Source organism: Bifidobacterium olomucense, from assembly GCF_012932375.1.
Lineage (GTDB): Bacteria > Actinomycetota > Actinomycetes > Actinomycetales > Bifidobacteriaceae > Bifidobacterium > Bifidobacterium olomucense.
Genome location: NZ_JAAIIG010000007.1, coordinates 107,842 through 127,513, shown reverse-complemented (window position 1 = coordinate 127,513; position 19,672 = coordinate 107,842). Strand labels below are relative to the sequence as shown.

At 57.6% G+C, this 19,672-nt stretch carries 14 protein-coding genes and 1 tRNA gene; 8 read left to right on the top strand and 7 right to left on the bottom strand.

All coding sequences use genetic code 11. From position 1 onward, the window contains the following. Nucleotides 1–57: 57 nt before the first annotated feature. Genes G1C97_RS08590 through G1C97_RS08580 form a run of 3 tightly spaced genes read right to left on the bottom strand, consistent with a single transcriptional unit; the run spans nt 58 to nt 3,496 of the window. Complete coding sequence (locus G1C97_RS08590; protein ID WP_169241409.1) at nt 58–1,557, bottom strand: ABC transporter permease; 1,500 nt, start codon at nt 1,555–1,557, stop codon at nt 58–60. A gap of 14 nt (nt 1,558–1,571) precedes the next feature. Continuing rightward, complete coding sequence (locus G1C97_RS08585) at nt 1,572–2,705, bottom strand: COG1361 S-layer family protein (protein ID WP_169241408.1); 1,134 nt, start codon at nt 2,703–2,705, stop codon at nt 1,572–1,574. Further along, nucleotides 2,702–3,496, bottom strand: coding sequence for an ABC transporter ATP-binding protein (locus G1C97_RS08580; protein WP_169241407.1), 795 nt, complete (start codon nt 3,494–3,496; stop codon nt 2,702–2,704). Before G1C97_RS08580 ends, G1C97_RS08585 begins: the two co-directional genes overlap by 4 nt. A 170-nt stretch (nt 3,497–3,666) precedes the next feature. On the opposite strand from G1C97_RS08580, the gene G1C97_RS08575 reads away from it, so the two are divergent. Beyond that, nucleotides 3,667–3,740 (top strand) — tRNA-Arg (locus tag G1C97_RS08575). Between the two features lie 239 nt (nt 3,741–3,979). Here G1C97_RS08575 and G1C97_RS08570 read toward each other — a convergent pair. Then, nucleotides 3,980–6,040, bottom strand: a complete 2,061-nt coding sequence (locus tag G1C97_RS08570) for a 1-deoxy-D-xylulose-5-phosphate synthase (RefSeq protein ID WP_240951081.1) — start codon at nt 6,038–6,040, stop codon at nt 3,980–3,982. 235 nt (nt 6,041–6,275) lie between these two features. Between G1C97_RS08570 and G1C97_RS08565 the strand changes: the two genes are divergently transcribed. The 7 genes from G1C97_RS08565 (at nt 6,276) to G1C97_RS08535 (ending at nt 15,307) form a co-directional block, all read left to right on the top strand. Then, the gene (locus tag G1C97_RS08565) at nt 6,276–7,268 is read left to right on the top strand and encodes a zinc-binding dehydrogenase (RefSeq protein WP_169241405.1); all 993 of its coding nucleotides are present in this window, start codon (nt 6,276–6,278) and stop codon (nt 7,266–7,268) included. 510 nt (nt 7,269–7,778) lie between these two features. Continuing rightward, complete coding sequence (gene purE, locus G1C97_RS08560) at nt 7,779–8,279, top strand: 5-(carboxyamino)imidazole ribonucleotide mutase (protein WP_169241404.1); 501 nt, start codon at nt 7,779–7,781, stop codon at nt 8,277–8,279. Beyond that, the gene (purK, locus tag G1C97_RS08555) at nt 8,263–9,501 is read left to right on the top strand and encodes a 5-(carboxyamino)imidazole ribonucleotide synthase (RefSeq protein WP_240951080.1); all 1,239 of its coding nucleotides are present in this window, start codon (nt 8,263–8,265) and stop codon (nt 9,499–9,501) included. The genes purE and purK overlap by 17 nt, the downstream gene beginning before the upstream one ends. A 6-nt stretch (nt 9,502–9,507) precedes the next feature. Continuing rightward, nucleotides 9,508–9,900: a Fur family transcriptional regulator gene (locus G1C97_RS08550; protein ID WP_169241403.1), complete on the top strand. Its 393-nt coding sequence runs from the start codon at nt 9,508–9,510 to the stop codon at nt 9,898–9,900. Nucleotides 9,901–10,137: 237 nt separating this feature from the next. After that, nucleotides 10,138–10,983, top strand: a complete 846-nt coding sequence (locus G1C97_RS08545; RefSeq protein WP_417852223.1) for a metal ABC transporter solute-binding protein, Zn/Mn family — start codon at nt 10,138–10,140, stop codon at nt 10,981–10,983. A 273-nt stretch (nt 10,984–11,256) separates the two neighbouring features. Further along, a complete protein-coding gene (locus tag G1C97_RS08540; RefSeq protein WP_100496718.1) occupies nt 11,257–13,332 on the top strand; it encodes an LTA synthase family protein in 2,076 nt (691 codons plus the stop codon). Between the two features lie 406 nt (nt 13,333–13,738). Next, nucleotides 13,739–15,307: an aldehyde dehydrogenase family protein gene (locus G1C97_RS08535; protein WP_169241401.1), complete on the top strand. Its 1,569-nt coding sequence runs from the start codon at nt 13,739–13,741 to the stop codon at nt 15,305–15,307. Nucleotides 15,308–15,630: 323 nt separating this feature from the next. Here the strand turns inward: G1C97_RS08535 and purD are convergent, their stop codons facing one another. The 3 genes from purD to purF form a co-directional block, all read right to left on the bottom strand. Next, nucleotides 15,631–16,899 (bottom strand): phosphoribosylamine--glycine ligase, encoded by a 1,269-nt coding sequence (gene purD, locus G1C97_RS08530; protein ID WP_169241400.1) that lies wholly within the window; start codon nt 16,897–16,899, stop codon nt 15,631–15,633. An 84-nt stretch (nt 16,900–16,983) separates the two neighbouring features. Then, nucleotides 16,984–18,021, bottom strand: coding sequence for a phosphoribosylformylglycinamidine cyclo-ligase (purM, locus tag G1C97_RS08525; RefSeq protein WP_169241399.1), 1,038 nt, complete (start codon nt 18,019–18,021; stop codon nt 16,984–16,986). Between the two features lie 72 nt (nt 18,022–18,093). Continuing rightward, nucleotides 18,094–19,602, bottom strand: coding sequence for an amidophosphoribosyltransferase (gene purF, locus G1C97_RS08520; protein ID WP_100496714.1), 1,509 nt, complete (start codon nt 19,600–19,602; stop codon nt 18,094–18,096). Between the last annotated feature and the right edge of the window lie 70 nt (nt 19,603–19,672).

Sequence of the window (19,672 nt, the reverse complement as noted above, 5' to 3'; positions counted from 1 at the left end):
CACGCGGATTTGCTCGCAACGATAGGGGCGGTGTGCGGATTGTCTTGTCGCCGTCCGCTATTCGTTGTTTTTAATGGCGTCCAGCGCCGGTATCTTCACGGCTTTGTTGGCCGGTCCGAAGCCGAAGAGCAGACCGATCAAGGTGGAGAAGAGAATGGCGAACAGGAACAGCCACCACGGAATCACCGAGAAACGCGTGACATCCTCTCCGCCGACCAGCATCTGCCAGACCCGTTGCCCAAACGACAATGAATCGGCGTCGCGTGTACTGACCCCGTACATTGACGCGAACAATGTCATGCCCACCAGATTGATGCCCAACGATATCAGTCCGCTGAGTATGCAGCCGATGACGCCGCCAAGGAAGCCGATCGCACCGGCCTCAGTCAAAAACATCACGCGAATATCTCGCACGTAACATCCCAGCGCTTTCATGATGCCGATTTCGCGTGTGCGTTCGGTTACGGACATCACCATGGTGTTGGCGATGCCGATGGCGGCCACCAGCAGCGATACTGCGCCGATGCCGCCCAGAATAAGCTGAATCGAACGTGACTGTTCCTCCATGCTCTTACGCATGTCCTCATAGGAAGAGGTCTCGTATCCCATCGCTTTGAGCTGCGACTCCACTTCCGGTACGGATGACAGGTCGGATGCTTTGACGAACACCTGATCATATGTGGTGGTTTTCTTGGCGGCAGAGGGATCCACTTTCGCGATCAGTGCCTTGAGATCCTTCAAATCCATGACCAGACCGCTGGAAGTGGCGTATCCCTTGCTCTGATCGGCTTTGGTGAGTCCTGAGATGGACAGGGTCTCGTTGATGGTTTCCGATTGCGTGGCGGAGCCTGAGCCTCCTCCCTTACTGCCGTACATCTGCATTGTGTACGAATCGCCCTGATAGTCGGTGCCGGTGACCAGAGTGATCTGGGTGTTCATCGGGTCGAAGAACGGATCCTGATCTTCAGGCTCCTCGCACTGCCCGGTGGCGGCATTGTACGTGCATGAGTAACCGCCGTCGCCGCGGTTGGCGTAGCGCATGTCGCCGCCGTGCAGCGTATCCATGAAGTCGTAGGCGAGCCACTCGCCGGCCATGGCCTGTCCGGTTTTGGTTGGCTGCGTACCCTCGACGACCTTGTAGCCCATCTGATCGAACTGAGTCATGTCGATGCCCATGACCTGCACGTAATCGGCGATGTAGCGCCCGCCCGGACCGGCCTTGAGCGTCACATTGTATGGGAAATTCATCATTGGGGTCACGCCAGAGACGTTGCTGAGCGTGCGGAAGGATTCCACGGCCTTGTCGTCAAGTTTGACGCTCTCCGTGCCGGAACCGGTGTTCACCATGCCGCTGCCGGAGGTGTAGACGGTCACGATGGACAGGTCGCCCATGGATTGAATCGTTTTTTCGTTCTGTTCGTTGATGCCTTGACCGAGGGAAATCATCAGCACGATGGAGCTGCAGCCCACGATGACGCCGAGCACGGTCAGGATGGTACGGGATTTGCGCCGCCAGAGGTTCTGGCGGCAAAGTCGCAGAATATCGCCGAATCGCATGGCATGGCCCTTCGTCAGGACTTGTGGGCGGCAGGTTCGATCACTTCGGTGTTTGCCGAACCGGAAGCCGTAGAACCGTCGTCTTTGCCGGCTTCGCTGGAGCTGTTGACGGCCGACCAGTCGTCCCACTCCTCGTCGATGTCGCTTTGAGCCTTCTTCTTGCGCTTGCGGCGCACCAGTAGTGTCAGCACTGCGATCACCGCGATTGCAATTACGGCGACTACAGCCCATACCCACCATGGCAGACCCTGATTGGCGTCCATCTCCATATTCGGATCAACGGCGGTGCCGTCATCGACAGGCATTGGATCGGATACGGTGAGCTTGACCGGGAACTCCTTGGTTTTGGACTGACCGTCGGAATCCTCGTACGTGACTTTGAGCTTGGCGTCGAGCTCGCCGGAAGCCTGAGGTGTGAACGCGTAGCCGATGGACCCGGTCGTACCGGAAGCCACATTGCCTACATACTGGGTTTTCATAGTGGCATCGAAGCCTTCGCCCTCCATCGTGGCTTCGACGTTCGAAATATCGCCCTTGCCTTTGTTCACGTAATCCAACGTGATGGTGGTCTCCTCGCCGGCGAACGACTGCTCGGGCATCACCGGATCGTTGACCTCGAAACGATCCGGTTGACTGATCGGCACGGAAATCTTGATATCGGATTGGCTTGAGGAGCGGACGTTCGCGTCCACATACTCATATTTGAAGCTTACGGTTACCGGCTGTGCACCGGACTTGGCGGAGGACAGCGCCTGCATCGGTACGGTCTGGGTCATCGCATACCCGGCCCACAGTGCGTCCACATAGAACGTGTTCGTGCCGCCTGCGATGGCGAAGCTTTCGCCGCCATCGACAGTGATGACCATGTTCGTGACGGCAACCTGACCCATGTTCTGGAAGGTGAAATCGAGATTGAAGTTGGCGCCGGCCGCCACCGAATCGCCGCCATAGGTGAAATTGGAGATGATGATATTGGGCACGGGGCCGGCCGTCGGCGTGGCATCTTCGCCGTCGGTCTGTGCCGTGCCGTCGCTACCATCCACGGCATATGCCTGTGGAGTCGGCAAAGAAATGACGGTCATCGCCAACGCGATGGTTGCAAGCAGCGCGACGATGACGGCTAGAGTGCGGTTGGTCAGGTGTTTCATCGTTGTGTGCTCCTCGGGTTTGCGGTTGGTTCGGTTGACGTTATCGGTTTGATCGGCGGCGCTGATATGTCGGACGCGCTGGTGATTGACCGTTGATGTGGCATGTTCAGCCGGTCGTCCACAATCCGTCCGTCAAGCAGGGTGACGATGCGGTCCGCGTAGGAGGCCATCTGCGGATCATGCGTGACCAGTACGATCGTCTGATGGAAATCCCGGGCGAACGCACAGATCATATCCATGACTTCGGTTTTGGTTTTTGAATCAAGGTTGCCGGTCGGCTCGTCGGCGAACACCACTTCAGGACGGGTGACGAATGCGCGGGCGATGCCGACGCGCTGCTGCTGTCCGCCGGACATCTGACGTGGATAGTGGTTGAGCCGGTGTCCGAGCCCGACGCGCTTCAGCACGCCGCGAGCCGCACGCTCCCGTTGTTGTTTGGGAACGCCTCGGAACATCAGCGGCATCGCCACATTCTCCACTGCGGTAAGATTCGGCAGCAGATTGTAGGACTGGAATACGAATCCCAGATGCTTTTGACGGAATGCGGCCAATTCACGTTCGCTCAGGCGACTTACGGGCACTCCGCCGATGCGCACCCCACCTCGCGTGGGCTTTTCCATGCCTGCGAGCTGATTGAGCAACGTTGATTTTCCGGACCCGGATTCGCCGAAAATGCAGCAGATCTGGCCTTGGGGGATGGCAAGGTTGACACGGTCGAGCGCCACCACCGTCTCATCCTCCACGGGGTATTCCTTGCGCAGGTTTCTCACTTCGATAATCGCTCGCGACACGACCCCTTCTTCCCTGTTCGTCGCCATTGGCGGGCATGAGCTGCGCCGGGTGTCCAGCGCATCTTCAGCCAGTCTATAGTCGTTGCCAAGGATGCGCACCCCCTAAGGGTGTTCCCGGAGATTCGCCGGTTCCGGTTTTTACACCCCAACGGTTACAATGTTGCAGGTTTGGCCCCGTAGCTCAGCTGGATAGAGCATGTGACTTCTAATCTCAGGGTCGCCGGTTCGAGCCCGGCCGGGGTCACGATCCTAACCCTTGGAATTGCAACGATTCCAAGGGTTATTCTTTTGCTTCCATGCCGCCCCTTGAGACAACATTAGGCAACATGAGCGCGGATGCTCGCTGCCGATCCAAGGCGTCCGCCACCTCATCCAACCTGTCTGCTGGTCCAGTCTGTCCGCCCCGTTCGGCCGCAGCACAGCATTTTCCCTGGGCCCACGCCGCGTATTGCTTTCCGGTCTTTTGTATTCAGCGACTTGCATTCAGCGACGTGCGATGGCATCAGCGATGGTGCTCACCAGATGTTCGACCGTCAATCCGTAGCGTGCATTCAATTCGGCCAATGGAATACGGTCGGTGAACTCCTTGGACGCTCCGAAGTTCAGTACTTGGGGGTTGCGGGAATGGTCGTTCGAGGAATTCGCGTAATACGCGGTGATCTTCTCGCCCCATCCGCCTTCCAACTGCCCGTCTTCAAGAGTGACAATCAGACTATGCTCCGCGCGCAGAGATTCCAACGCTGAAATATCCAGCGACGTACACTGCCTCGGATCAATTACGGTGGCGACGATGCCATGGTCTGCGGCCAGCGCCGCCGCAGTGCGTTCGGCCAACGGATACGTATTGCCCAAGCCCACGATTGCCACCCGCGAGCCAAATTGGTTGACGCGCCATGCCAGCATGTCGGCGGTCGTGAATTCGGATCGCGCAACCTCATGTCCGCCGGTAATGGGCAACAAATTCGGATCGCGTTCCGCCGCCAGAATACCTTCACCCGGTACGCGAATCACCACGGCACCATCGGGGGCATCGGCATCACCGGCAGGCAACGTAGCCCAAGCCAGATCATCCAGGTAATCGCGGCCGGAAGTCGGCACTAGCATCGTCACCTGAGGAATGTTGGCGAACATCGACAAGTCATAGGCGCCAGAGTGGGTGTTGTCGGAGCCGGACAAGCCACCGAGAAAATCAAGCACCGTCACACGCGAGCGGTTCAGACTCATCTCTTGGAAGAACTGATCGTAAGCGCGCTGGAAGAACGAAGCAGTAGTGGCCACCACCGGAGTGCCGCCGGCGCGTGCGATGCCAGCGGCAAACGCCACCGCATGCGATTCGGTGATGCCGGTGTCCACATAGTGTGCGCCCGCGCGTTCGCGGAACTCGTGCGTAATGCCGTTGGAGCCAGGGGTTGCCGGAGAGATCACCACCAAGCCGGGCTCTGTTGCGAAGCGTGGCTCAAGCGCCGCCATAGCCATTTTGCCGTAATACTTGCGCGGATCCTCGGGCTTGCCGAGCGATGCATCCGGATTCTGCCAATGGGAAGCCTCGCACTGGCCCTCGTGGGGCTCGTGGTCGGACAGGTTGCAGTGATCGGAATGCCATGGCTCGGCATGCAGCACATTGTCCGTGGCGGGAATGCCTTCGACCTGCTGTGCCGCATCAGCGTGCCGAAGCGGCTGATCATTGCCGGCCGAGCCTTCATAGCCCGCACCCTTCAACGTATGGATATGCACCACCACCGGATGATCGATGTCGCGGACCTCGGCGAAAGCTTTGACCAGTGCGTTCACGTCGTTGCCGGCTTCGACGTAACGATAATCCAAACCGAACGCGTTGAACAGGTTCGGCTGCGCGGTGCCGCCGGATGCGCGCAGCCGGGCGAGCGGACCATACATGCCGCCAAAATCACCGGCGATGGACATCTCGTTGTCATTAAAGATGATGATGAGGTTGCCGCCTTGCTCGGCAGCGTTATTGAGGCCTTCGAATGCCACGCCGGAGCTCAAAGAACCGTCGCCGATCACGGCTACGACATTGCCGATGTTGCTGGTGCCATTGCCGGCGAGTTCTGCATCGCGCGTTTTGGCGATGCCGCAGGCCAAAGAAATCGATGTGCCGGTGTGACCGAGCACGAATTGATCATGCTTGCTTTCGTCCGGATTGGTGAAGCCCGTCACGTCCTGAAAATGGCGTGGGTCGAGATAGGCGAGAGCGCGGCCGGTGAGCATCTTATGCACGTAGCTTTGATGGGAGACATCGAAGACGATACGGTCGAGGGGAGAGTCAAACACGCGGTGCAAGGCGACCGTGGCTTCCACCATGCCAAGATTGGACCCGATATGTCCGCCGTGCGTGTGCCCGTAGGACAGCAGCGTGTTGCGGATTTCGCGGCACAGCTCTGTGAGTTGATCGGCGGGTAATGCCTTGACGTCGGCAGGGGAGCTGATGTTGTGCAAAAGCGGAGCGTCGGTTGCGGGGGCGGGCGTGCCGTTCACGTCATCGAAATCGGCTGTATCAAGCTCTTTACCCAGCACATCGCTCATACTTGTGTGGCTCCCCTCTCGTAAAACTTCCGAATTCGACATGCTAGTGCCACGTGCCGTCTAACGCCTGAACGATGCGGCAATACCCCCAACATCTCCGTATATCTCTGATGCAGCGGAAATCAGTCCCTTGTAAGCGAGAAGTCCGCGAGTGGAGGACGTGCAAAACCGTGTGTTGTGGAAGAATGAATGGTAGCTTGCCGTTGCCGCCTAATTGTGAAGGAGCGTAAAGCCAATGAAGGCTGTGTTTGCATCCACCGTTAATAATGACGAGCCACTTGCCGCACTTTCGGTGGGTGATCTGCCTGAACCGGAAGCCCGACCGTTCTGGTCCGTCATCGAGGTCAAAGCCGCCACCGTGAATCATCATGATCTCTGGTCGCTGGCCGGTGTGGGCCTTACTGCTGCGCAGACGCCGATGATTCTCGGCACCGACGCATCCGGTATCCTCGCCGAGGACATCCCGGGTAAGCATGGTCTGAAGGCTGGTGCCGAAGTGGTGCCGTATACTTTCATCGGCACCGATGGTGCAGGCGTAGCTCCCGGTGAACGACGTACGATTCTTTCCGAGAAGTACCCCGGCACGATGGCTGAACGCGTGAGCGTGCCATCGGCCAACATCTTCGCCAAACCGAAGAACCTTGACTTCGTGGAAGCTGCTGCTTTGGGCACCAGTTGGCTGACCGCGTATGCTCTGGTATTCACCTCAGCCAACGTCAAGCCCGGCGACACGATTCTTATCCAAGGTGCCGGCGGCGGTGTCTCCACGGCGGCGATTCAGCTCGCTCATGCGGCCGGGCTTGAGGTATTCGTCACCTCTCGGGATGAGAACAAGCGTGAACGGGCGTTGCGGCTCGGAGCTGATGCTGCATTCGAAGCTGGCGTGCGGTTGCCTCGCAAGGTGGACGCGGTTATTGAATCCGTTGGGGCGTCGACATGGAGCCATTCGGTCAAATCCGTGCGACCCGGCGGCACGATTGCAATCTGCGGTGCCACTACGGGAGACCAGCCCGGTGCCGAACTGACACGTATCTTTTTCCAAGATATCCGCGTACAAGGCAATACGATGGGCTCGCGCGAAGATTTCGCACGATTGTTGCGATTCGTGGAACATGCCGATATCCATCCGGCGATTGACAGCGTTTTCACCGGGCTTGGCGCAGCACCTGCAGCGTTCGCCAAGTTGAACAGTGGCGATGTATTCGGCAAGGTGGCAATTGAGCTGTGATTGTGGCTGCGGTTGAGTTGCGGCGGAGGCCTTTTCGTGATTTCGCCGCACCGGCACTGCGTCACGCACCCTGCAGTCGCACTTCGCGGTCGGCGCAATCGTACTCCCATCGCTGAGCGCGGCACATTCTCGACAAGAGTGGTATCTTCGCGAATTTGTCTCGCTGACAGGAAGTCAGTGCGACTTTTTCGCGAGATTAAGGAATAACCCGAAAATTTGTTGCGCTGGAACATACTGAGCATACCGATTTGGACCTCACCTTGGGCTGGGGCCGGGGAGGGCGGTGCCGTGTGTGGTGCCGTGGTGATGACCCGTGAGAGACGCCCCGTAAGAGAGCTGCCCCGTAAGAGAGCTGCCCCGATGCTGCACTTTGTAGGAGATGCTGCGTGCGGTGCTGCACCCCATAGACTCCCCATACTTTCCGAGGCTTGCGCGAACCGTGCTCATGCAAGTTCGTAACGAGGGAGTACAGTGAAACCATCATTCTCAATAACTAGGGAGTAAATGATAATGGCAAACGAATCCAAGCCTGAAGTCGCCGTCGTGATGGGATCCTCCAGCGACTGGGAGACCATGAAGCGCGCCTGCGATATCCTCGACCAGTTCGGTGTGGCCTACCACAAGCAGGTCATTTCTGCCCACCGCACCCCGGAACTTATGGCGGACTTCGCACACAACGCCCGCAAGAACGGCCTCAAGGTCATCATCGCCGGTGCAGGTGGTGCTGCTCATCTGCCGGGCATGATTGCCGCTCAGACCACGCTGCCGGTGATCGGCGTTCCGGTGCGCTCCCATGCCCTCTCTGGCTGGGACTCCCTGCTGTCCATCGTGCAGATGCCCGGCGGCATCCCCGTGGCCACCACTGCCGTGGGCAACTCCGGGGCTACGAACGCCGGTCTGCTCGCAGTGCAGATGCTGTCCGCGTTCAATGAGGATCTTGCCTCCAAGTTGGAGGATTACCGCAACGAACTGAAGGAAAAGGTGGCCGAGTCCAATGCCCAGCTTGTTTGAGGAAACTCATGGCGCGGTGCAGATGCTGCAGCCGGGCTCCACGATCGGCATCATCGGAGGCGGCCAGCTTGGCCGTATGATGGCCCTGTCCGCCCGATACATGGGGTTCCGCATCGGGGTTCTTGACCCAACGCCGGACTGTCCGACTGCCCAAGTGGCGGATTTCCAGATTGTTGGCGAGTATGACGACAAAACCGCCATTCATGATCTGGCGGAGAAGTCCGATGTGCTCACCTACGAATTCGAGAATGTGGATGCCGAGTCCATCGATGAGGTGCGTCATCTGGTCGCTGCGCCGCAGGGCACCGATTTGCTGCGCGTGACGCAGGATCGCATCAACGAGAAGACCTTCATCAACCAGCACGGCATCGAAACCGCGCCTTGGCGTGAAGTCAACGACTTTGATCAGCTGGAATCGGCCATCGATGAAATCCATTACCCGTGCGTGCTCAAGACGCGTTCCGGAGGTTATGACGGGCATGGACAGCATGTGTTGAAAAACGATGCCGATCTGGAGAAGATTCGCGCCCGCTCTGACCGCGGCGGCGGCTTCCCGCCCTCGATCCTCGAAGGATTCGTGGACTTCGCGTTCGAAGCCTCCATTCTGGTCTCCGGCAACGGCAAGGACTATGTGACCTTCCCGATTGTGCGCAACGATCACCGAAACAATATCTTGCATATGACCATTGCCCCGGCTGAAGTCAGCGCTGAAGTCGCTCGTACCGCGCATGAGATGGCGATGGCGTTGGCCAAGGGCTTTGAACTGGCCGGCACGCTCGCCATCGAGCTGTTCGTTACGAAGGACGGCCGTGTCATCGTCAACGAGCTCGCGCCGCGTCCGCACAATTCCGGTCATTACACCATCGAAGCCTGCTCGATCGATCAGTTCGATGCGCATATTCGCGGTATAGCCGGCTGGCCGCTGATTCAACCGAGACTGCTCAGCCCCGCCGTGATGGTCAATGTGCTTGGACAGCATGTGGCTCCCACTCGTGCGCTGATTGCCGACCATTCCGAATGGAATGTGCATGATTATGGGAAGGCCCAAGTGCGTCATGACCGCAAGATGGGGCATATCACCGTGCTTACGGACGACGCCGCACGTACCGTGGCCGAGCTGGAAGCGACCGGCTGCTGGGATGATTTGAAGCCGTACGCGCGTCCGTTCGTTGAGCCCACGACTGCCGCAACCGGTGAAGGCCTGGCTGGTCAGGAGGCGTGAACCGTTTTGGCTGAACATATAGAACGTCAGACCAAACAGAAAGATGCCATCCGTGCGGCGCTCGCCGGTTGCGAGGAGTTCATCTCCGCGCAGGATCTGCATCGTCGGCTGGAGGATGAGGGGCTGAAAATCGGGTTGGCTACGGTATATCGGCAGCTTAATGCGCTGTCCGATGCCGGCGCGGCCGATACGATTCGTCTCGATGGTCAGCAATTGTTCCGTTTGTGCGGCGACGACGGGCACCATCATCATCTGGTGTGCAAGAAGTGCGGCAAAACGGTGGAAATCGATCCGCCCAGCGAAGCATGGTTGCGAAAGGTGGCCGAAGGGCATGGCTTTACCGTGGAATCACATACGCTGGAGGTTTTCGGTCTGTGCCCTGAATGCCGTCAGCACTGAGGGCGACCGAGACTGACGTTTGAGTCAGCGCTGGTGAAAGCCGGGCTCCGTTTGATGCGGAGCCCGGCTTTTGCATTGTGCGGGGGTTGCATGACACGCCATCGATATGAAAATGAAAACGGTTCTCAATATGTGTTACACTGCATTGCGTCAACCGAATTAAACGTGATGTAGAAGAGGAACAACGGTATGACTGCATGGAAGAAAATCACAGCGATGATGGCATCTGCGGCGTTGATGGCCGGTATGGCGGGTTGTGGCTCGAACGGTGCAAATAACAGTGCTGATACCGGCAAGCTTGAAGTCGTGGCGTCGATTAATCAATGGGGGTCTGTGGCGCAGGAGCTCGGCGGTGAACATGTCGATGTCACCAATATCATGAGCAAAACCAATGTGGAGGCGCATGACTACGAGCCGACCAGTCGGGACATCGCGAAATTCACGTCGGCCAAGGTCTCCGTCGTGAACGGTGCCGATTACGATTCGTGGGCGGTCAAGGCCGCGCAGTCAACCAAGGCGAATCTGGTGAACGCCGCCGAATCGGCCGGCATTGAGGACGGGGCCAATCCGCATGTCTGGTTCTCCTCCAAGGTCCGTGTCGCCGCTGCGGATGCAATTACCGCCGCCTATCAGAAAGCCGATCCGGATCACAGTGACGAATACGCCGAACTTAACAAGGCATGGCACAGCAAGGAGGATCAGCTGGAGGCGAAGATTCATGAAGTCGCCGGTACGGTGAAAGGCCTGAAGTACGCCGCTACCGAGTCCGTGGCTTGGTATTTGGCCGACGATCTGACCATGGACGACTCCACTCCGCAGGGGTACGCTCAGGCCGTGGCCAATGAAAGTGAACCTACGCCGTCCGATATCAAGGATTTCCAGGATGAGCTGAAGCAGGGCGGCATCACAATGTTGATTTTCAACTCCCAGGAGGCCAGTGCCGCGACCGATCAGATCACCAGCGCCGCCAAGGATGCCGGTGTGCCGATTGTGGATTTGACCGAACAGATGCCATCCGAGTACAGCAATCTGCTTGATTGGATGGGCGCGCTGGTGGATGGTTTCGCCGCTGCCGCCAAGTAGGTCGCTGATCGATCGCCGGTCGATTGGCGTGTAGGAAGGGCCTGCTGGCAGACTATTGTCCGGTTAGCGCCGATCGTTGTGAAAGAATGGCACGCTATTAGGGACATTTCAGGGTGCTTCGGGGTGATCCGAGGCACCCTTTGCGTTAGGGTGAATAGTGGGCAAACGTTAGGAAACGGTAAGGACTATCTTGGGAATATGGATTTTCCAAGGTTGCATGGCAACAATATGCCATGGGAATGAACAATTACACATGGTAGAGACTGTAGGCGAATGAGCGAAAATATCAGCAAAACCACATCGAAGTCGCATTGGCGGCTCTGGATAAACCGTGCCGAAGCGGATGAGGTCACTCCGAAGCACCCGCATAAGCCTTTCCCGGGCTGGCTATATGGCGTGCTGTTTGTCGTATTCGACATCATCACCGTGCTTACGCTGGAGGTAGGTGTTTCCGCCAGTGCCGATCGTGTGCAGCTCTCTAATCCGGGAGGTACCGGTTTCGACTTCATCACCAAACTATGGACTAACGGCAATTGTGTGATCTTGCTTAACGTCCTGTTGATCGGATTGCTGTATTTGGCGGTATTGATGCTGTGCAACCGGTTCTGGACTGCCAGTGCGATCATCATGGGTGCCGGAATTTTCGTGGCCACTATCGAACACTTCAAGATAGAAATTCGTTACGAGGCCATTCTGCCTGCGGATCTCGGATTCCTCGGCTCGAATACTGGCAATATGCTCACCTTCATTCCCGCTGGTGCCCATGTGGCCATTCTTGTTGCGCTAGGTGCATTTGCTGTTGTTCTGGCGTTGGTACTGGTATTGCGTTATTTCGATGGACGTAAAGGCCGTATGATTCGTACGGCGAACGTCGGATTGAACATATCCACGCGACTGATTCTGATATTGCTGCCGGTACTCGGCTTCTCGTTGTACTGCTTACAGGTAGGCGTCACCGATTCATGGGCCAACAAGCTCTCCTCCGTCATGGGAGACAAGCCTTCCGTGTGGGATTCGGTGTACGATGCCCAGCGTAATGGCCCTCTCGTGTCGTTCACGCGTCAGCTCAATCCGAAAGTCATGGACAAGCCGGCGGATTATTCCGAAGAAACTATGAAAGAGGTGGCTGCGCGCTATAAGAAGGCGGCTGAAAAGATTAACGCCACCAGAGCCAACGATCTCAATGACTCGACCGTGGTGTACGTGTTGTCGGAGTCGTTCTCCGATCCTTCCCGCGTCCCCGGACTCAAGGTCAACAAGGATTCGATGCCCAATATCCGCAAGATCAAGGAGAGCACCACCTCCGGTCTTATGCTTTCTTCCGGATACGGCGGTGGCACCGCCAACCTCGAATATATGGGGTTGACCGGTTTGTCAATGGCCAATTTCGACTCTTCATTGACCAGTCCATATCAGCAGCTCGTGCCGTCCGAACATTGGACCCCCACCGTGAACCAGCTATGGGGTGCGCCAGCCAACTCATTGGGCTATCATCCGTACGAGTCCAGTATGTACTCACGTGCCACGAACTATAAGAAGTTCGGCTTCTCGCATTTCTATACGCTCACCGGCCCCGATATAATCAAGTATCAGGATAAGATCGACGAGTCGCCTTACGTCTCCGATAAGTCCACCTATGATTCCGCGCTTGAAGGCATCAAGGACGGTTCTGCCAGCAAGTTCATTCAGATCATAACGATGCAGAATCACATGCCGTACCACGAATGGTATGAACATAACGATTACACTGCTCAATCCACCACCGGCACTCCGCTGGAGGAGGATGAGAAGGAGTCGATCGAGACCTATCAGAAGGGTGTGGAACTCACCGATCAGGCCACGCAGGAATTCCTTGATGAACTTGATCAGCTGGATAAGCCGGTTACGGTAGTATTCTACGGCGATCATCTGCCGGGCATCTACTCTTCGGCCAGCCAGGATGAGAACAACTCGTTGGCCCTGCACCTGACCGACTACTTCATCTGGTCGAACAAAGCCTCCAAGTCTCAGGGCACTTCAATCGAGAATGCCGACTATTCCTCGCCGAATTTCTTTGTGGCGCAAGCCGCCGAACATATGAATGCCAAGGTTTCGCCATATTTGGCCTTCCTGACCGAGATGCATACGAAAATTTCCGCGATGGAACCACCGGTGGTCAACAAGATCCAAGGTTGGGACCGTATCCCCGAAGGACAGTCCATCTATCTGGATGCCGAGGGCAATCCGATGAGCGAGACCGACTTCGATGAGGAGACCAAGCAGCTGCTGGCCGACTACAAGCTCATTCAATACGACATCACCACCGGCAAAAACTACCTCAAAACCACCGATTTCATGACGTTGCCGTAAAGCAAACAACCTGCCGAGCCGTGAAGCGGACAGTCCGGTGGACTGTCCGTAGGTGAGGGGAGCGGCTGTGCCGCGACGGAAATCCGTGAGGATTTCGGTTTTTAGGCAACGTGGCGAGCCGTCAGGCGAGTCAGCGGGGTGCGGGCGTAGCCCGTCCGAAATTGCTGTAGCGTTGCCGTAAAGCAAACAACCTGCCGAGCCGTGAAGTGGACAGTCCGGTGGACTGTCCGTAGGTGAGGGGAGCGGCTGTGCCGCGACGGAAATCCGTGAGGATTTCGGTTTGTAGGCAGTGGCGAGCAGTCATATGCCGATCTGGCGTCAGTGAACAACGGCCTGATCAGTGGAAGTGACGGTACGATAGGTGGCAGGTCGGTATCCGAGAACGGCCGGGTGGGAAGGACTTGCCATGATCGATGCGACGTTTGCCCGATTGCGCGACGCTTATGAATCCGGTCGTACGCGGCCCCTGACTTGGCGACGGACTCAATTGGATGCGTTGCGACGGATGGTTGTGGAACATCAGGAGGATTTTGTTGCGGCGCTGACGGTCGATTTAGACAAGCCGGCGGCAGAAACCGTACTGATGGAGCTGAATCTGGTAGCGGATGAGGCAAGGTTTGTGCGCAACCGGTTGGACAGATGGGCTGCCAGGCGTCCAAAGCCGATACCGGCGGCATTGCAGCCTGCTGCCGGTTGGACTGTGGCTGAGCCGAAAGGTGTGGTGCTTGTCATAGCGCCATGGAATTACCCTGTACTGCTTGCATTGGCACCATTGGCCGATGCGATTGCCGCCGGTAATGCCGTATGCTTGAAACCTTCTGAGCTGGTGTCGAACACATCACGACTTATTGCCGAATTGGTGCCGCAGTATCTCGACCCGGAAGCGGTGCGTGTGATCGAAGGCGGTGCGAAAGAGACCGGTGAATTGCTGAAGCAACCGTTCGATCATATTTTCTATACCGGCGGCGAGCGGGTCGGAAAAATCGTGATGAAGGCCGCGGCTGAGCATTTGACGCCAGTCACATTGGAACTTGGCGGCAAATCACCTTGTTTCGTGGACCGTACAGCGGACATCAATGTTGCTGCACGGCGCATTGTCTGGGGTAAATTCACCAATGCCGGGCAGACCTGTGTGGCACCGGATTATGTACTTGCGACGCCGGACGTGGCTGAGAAGCTCGCGAAACGTATCGCTGTGGCTGTCACTGAATTCTTTGGAGAGAATCCGCAAGACTCGCACGATTATGGTCGCATTGTCAACAACCGTCATATGGAACGGCTCATCGGATTATTGCCGGCCGGGACCGTGCCTTCCGAGACGCCAAGTTCGCCGTTGGTGGTGGCCGCATCCGCGGTCGGCGCGGCCATGGATATGATGGGCAGACGTATCAATGCGGGAGTCGTTGCCAATCGGCATGGACGTGGCATTGACACTGATGATTCGGAATCGACGAGTGACATTGTGCCGGTGCCAGGCGTGAGTGATCCGGCCGGCCGTATAATCTGCGGCGGCAAGGTGGATCGTGAAGCGCGTTATTGTGCGCCGACCGTACTGTACGGCACTCGGCCGGATGCGGCAGTGATGCAGGAGGAGATTTTCGGTCCGATTTTGCCGATTCTGGTGGTGAAGGATGCCGATGCGGCCGTTCGATTCATAAATGCCCGGCCGAAGCCGTTGGCTGCATACGTATTCTCCCGCGACCATGCGGTAAGACTCGCCTTCGAACGGCGTACCAGTTCCGGTGCGTTGGGATTCAATTTGCCGCTGGGGCATCTGTTGTCCAGTAGGCTGCCGTTCGGGGGAGTAGGAGCCTCCGGTATGGGTGCCTACCATGGCAAAGCCGGATTTGACACGTTCAGTCACATTAAGACGGTGGTAGTCAAGCCTCAGTTCCCGGATACGTTGCGAGCGGTCTATCCGCCCTTCACGGAGGCCAAGCAACGTCTTCTCGATCTCATCACCAAATTGCGTTGAATACGATTGGGATCTCCTCGGATCGGGGAGTCCAAGCCGATATCTGTACGCCAATCAAAACGAGAGAAGCTCCCTCAATGGGAGCTTCTCTCGTATTTCAACTTATCGCGTCTGCTGAATGCGTGATGATGCGTGCGGTAGCAAGGTGCACCGAAGGAAGCGGTACGGAAGGTACCTCGACCGAGGAGCAACGCCGCTAACGCACGCATCATCACGCATTCAGCTTGCTGAACTGATTGAGGTGGCGTAAATGCAAGGCGCGTCGAGGAAGGCGTACGAAGGTACGTCGACGAGACAGCAACGCCGCAGATACGCCACCTCAATCAGTTCAGCGCTTTGAAGCCGATGTCGTGGCGGTAGAACAGTCCGCGTGTCTCAAGCTTGTCGATAATCGCGTAGACCTTTTCCTGTGCTGCCTTGATGTCCGGAGCTGAGGTCTCCACCAGCAGCACGCGGCCGGAGTTGGCAACCAGACCGCCCTTACCGTCAGATACCACGCCAGCGTAGTAGACGTGAGAATCCTCATCCACCTCGATTTCCGGTACACGGGCTCCCTTGATCACATGCTCCGGATAGCCATTGGAAGCGAGCACCACGCCGAGTGTGGCGTTGTCCTCATCCCAAGTGAATCGCGGCGTGCTATTGTCAAGGATTGCGCTGATACCTTCGCCCAGATCAGAGGTGAGCTTCGGCAACACGACTTCGGTCTCCGGGTCACCGAAGCGAGCATTGAACTCGATAACCTTCGGGCCGTCAGCAGTGGCGATAAGCCCTGCGTACAGAATGCCGGTGAACGGCGTACCTTCTGCGGCCATGCCTTCCACGGTGGGACGAACGATGGTTTCGATGGCTTCGTCCACTACGGATTGCGGAATCTGCGGAACCGGGCTGTAAGCGCCCATGCCGCCGGTGTTCGGGCCTTCGTCGCCGTCATGAGCACGCTTGTGATCCTGGGAAATCGGCATCGGCCAGAACTCGGTGCCGTTCACAAAGCTCATGAGGGAGAATTCCTGACCTTCCAGGAAGTCTTCGATAACGACCTTGGCACCGGCGGAGCCGAAGCGGTGATCGATGAAAATGTCCTCCAGCGCACGCTGGGCGGTGTGATCGTCCATGGCCACGGTCACGCCCTTGCCGGCGGCCAGACCATCGGCCTTGATCACGATCGGGGCACCGTGCTCATGCACATAATGCTGAGCGCTTTCCAGATCGGAGAACGTCTGGTACTTGGCGGTGGGGATGCCGTGACGTTCCATGAGCTGCTTGGCGAAGTCTTTGGAACCTTCGATCTGAGCCGCGGCCTTGTTCGGACCGAACGCTTTGATGCCGGCTGCGGCGAAATCGTCCACCAGACCTTCGATAAGCGGGACCTCCGGGCCTACGAACACCCAGTCATATCCATTGTCCTTCACGAAGTCGATGAGCGCGGCATGGTTCGATTCGCTCAGAGCTGTGGTTTGGATACCGTCCTTGAGCATGCCGGGATTGCCGGGGGCTACGGTCACTTCATCTACACTGGTGCCCTTGAGCAGGGTGTAGGCGATGGTGTGCTCGCGTGCGCCCGAACCGATAACCAGAACCTTCTGTCCCATTTTCAAAGTCCTTTCACATTATCGGTTACTGTTGTTGTGGTTGTTTTGGCATATGGCGCAGCAACAGCAACCGGAATGAACGTTTTACTTCAGTACGATCTGGGTGCCGTCCGTATCCGGGGCGATGCGACCGATGATGTAGCCGGTCTCGCCGTTGGACTTGAGCAGATCAAGGGTTTCATCCGCGCGGTCAGCGGATACGGCAAGCACCATACCGATGCCCATGTTGAAGATGTTGTACATCTCCTTGTGATCGATCTCGCCGGCCTTTTCCAACACGTTGAAGATCGGCAGCACAGGCCAGGTGCCAAGTTCGATTTCGGCGGCCAGGCCGTCCGGGATCATACGCGGAATGTTCTCGATGAAGCCGCCGCCGGTGATGTGGGCAACGCCCTTGACGACGCCGGCCTTGAACAGCGGGGAGAGGGCCTTGACATAGATCTTGGTGGGAGTGAGAATCACCTCGCCGAGGGTCTTGCCGTCCAGTTCGTCCAACACGGTGTCCACGGTGTAGCCGGCCTGTTCGAACAAAGCTTTGCGCACCAAGGAGAAACCGTTGGAGTGAATGCCGGTAGACGGCAGACCGATGAGCACATCGCCTTCGGTGATGCCGGACCCATCCACGATGGCGGATTTCTCGGCCACGCCTACGGAGAAGCCAGCCAGATCGTACTCATCCTCGTCGTACATGCCCGGCATTTCAGCGGTTTCGCCGCCCACCAGAGCGGAACCCGCCTGCACGCAACCGTCCGCTACGCCGGCCACAACCTGTTCCAGCAGAGCGGGATCGTTCTTGCCGCAAGCGATGTAGTCGAGGAAGAACAGCGGTTCGGCACCCTGGGCGGCGATGTCGTTGACGCACATGGCCACGCAGTCGATGCCGATGGTGTCATGCTTGTTCATCATCTTGGCCACCATGAGCTTGGTGCCCACGCCATCGGTACCGGAGATCAGCACCGGCTCCTTGTATCCGAGGGAGGCCAGGTCGAACAGGCCGCCGAATCCGCCGATGCCGCCGACCACACCGGGACGGTTCGTGCGGGCCACGTGCGACTTGATGCGCCTGACGACTTCGTATCCGGCTTCGACGCTTACGCCGGCGTTTTCATATGCTTTGGGCATTGTGGGCCTTTCTTGCTGCTCTTGCTGTAGTTAGGTAACGTATTGGTTGGATAACGGAAAACGGCGATATGATCAGTCGCCGTCGGGCTGCACCGTGTATTCGTTGCCGATGTACTTGCTCTTGTAAAGCGCGAATTCAGGCAGACGAACGCGATCCTCAGGCGTGAGGGACTTCAGGAAGTCGGCTTCGTAATCGTCCAATGCGGTGGGGTAATCGCCATTGAAGTAGGCGACGCACAGGCCTCCGTATGGCGCATCCGCATTCAGGCCGATGGACTCGACGAGGCCGTCGAGCGAAAGATAGGCCAACGAATCGGCACCGATGAACTCGCGAATCTCCTCTACGCTCATTTTGGCAGCGATAAGCTCCTTGGTGGTGGAGATGTCGATGCCGTAGAAGCAAGGGTATTTCAGCGGCGGGGAGCTGATGCGCATATGCACCTCGGCCGCGCCCGCCTCCTTGAGCAGCTGTACGATGCGCTTGGACGTGGTGCCGCGCACGATGGAATCGTCGATGACAATAACGCGCTTGCCCTTGACCACGCTGCGCACGGCGGAGAGCTTCATGCGCACACCCTGTTCGCGCAGTTCCTGTGTGGGCTGGATGAAGGTACGAGCCACATACTGGTTCTTGATCAGACCCATTTCGTTGGGCAGACCCGCAGCTTCTGCATAGCCCGATGCGGCGGATAGGGAAGAGTTCGGCACGCCGATGACCATATCCGCCTCGACCGGAGACTCGGCGGCGAGACGTGCGCCCATACGTTTGCGGGCGGAGTGCACGTTGACGCCGTAGATATCCGAATCAGGACGGGCGAAGTAGATGTACTCCATCGAGCAGATGGCCAGTTGGGTGTTGTGGGTGTACTGCACGATCTTGTAGCCGTGTTCGTTGATGACCACGATCTCGCCCGGACGAATGTTGCGCACCAGTTCGGCTCCGACCACATCCAGCGCGCAGGTTTCGGAGGCCAGTACGTACGCGCCGTTCTTCATCTTGCCCAGAGACAGCGGGCGGAAACCGTTTGGATCAAGTGCGCCGATCATCGCGTCTTCGGTCATGAGCAGGTAAGCGAAGCCGCCATGAACCGTGTTGAGCGCTTCCTTGAGCTTGTCCATGAAGGTACGTTGCAGGGAGCGGCGGATCAAGTGCATGAGCACTTCGGTATCCGAGTTGGAATGGAAGATCGCTCCCTCGTCCTCCAGCTTGCGGCGCAACGACGGGCAATTGGTCAGATTGCCGTTGTGGCACAGGGCCACGTCGCCGTCATGGAAGCGGAAGATGAACGGTTGGATATTGTCTGTGGTACCGGAGCCCGCAGTGGCGTAGCGCACGTGGCCGATGGCGCGATCGCCTTTCAATCGTTCGATTTCACGCTCGTCGCCGAACACCTGGGTCAAGAGGCCCAAGCCGCGGTGTCCGATAAGGTGACCATGGTCATTGGAGACAATGCCGGCGCCTTCCTGACCGCGATGCTGCAGCGCGTGCAGACCGAAATAGGTGAGTCGAGAGGCGTCGGGATGACCCCATACGCCGAAGATGCCACATTCCTCATGAATGTCTTCGAGTTCAGCCGACAAGCCAAAGCTCCTTTTCAAACGTGGTCAAACATGGAGTTCACTACTTGTTCACCCTACCAATCGGCGGCTA

Bases quoted from the DNA above. Each gene is read 5' to 3' on its own strand.
- G1C97_RS08590 (WP_169241409.1), bottom strand. From the start codon at position 1,557: ATGCGATTCGGCGATATTCTGCGACTTTGCCGCCAGAACCTCTGGCGG.
- G1C97_RS08585 (WP_169241408.1), bottom strand. From the start codon at position 2,705: ATGAAACACCTGACCAACCGCACTCTAGCCGTCATCGTCGCGCTGCTT.
- G1C97_RS08570 (WP_240951081.1), bottom strand. From the start codon at position 6,040: ATGAGCGATGTGCTGGGTAAAGAGCTTGATACAGCCGATTTCGATGAC.
- G1C97_RS08565 (WP_169241405.1), top strand. From the start codon at position 6,276: ATGAAGGCTGTGTTTGCATCCACCGTTAATAATGACGAGCCACTTGCC.
- purE (WP_169241404.1), top strand. From the start codon at position 7,779: ATGGCAAACGAATCCAAGCCTGAAGTCGCCGTCGTGATGGGATCCTCC.
- purK (WP_240951080.1), top strand. From the start codon at position 8,263: ATGCCCAGCTTGTTTGAGGAAACTCATGGCGCGGTGCAGATGCTGCAG.
- G1C97_RS08545 (WP_417852223.1), top strand. From the start codon at position 10,138: ATGGCCGGTATGGCGGGTTGTGGCTCGAACGGTGCAAATAACAGTGCT.
- G1C97_RS08540 (WP_100496718.1), top strand. From the start codon at position 11,257: ATGAGCGAAAATATCAGCAAAACCACATCGAAGTCGCATTGGCGGCTC.
- G1C97_RS08535 (WP_169241401.1), top strand. From the start codon at position 13,739: ATGATCGATGCGACGTTTGCCCGATTGCGCGACGCTTATGAATCCGGT.
- purD (WP_169241400.1), bottom strand. From the start codon at position 16,899: ATGGGACAGAAGGTTCTGGTTATCGGTTCGGGCGCACGCGAGCACACC.
- purM (WP_169241399.1), bottom strand. From the start codon at position 18,021: ATGCCCAAAGCATATGAAAACGCCGGCGTAAGCGTCGAAGCCGGATAC.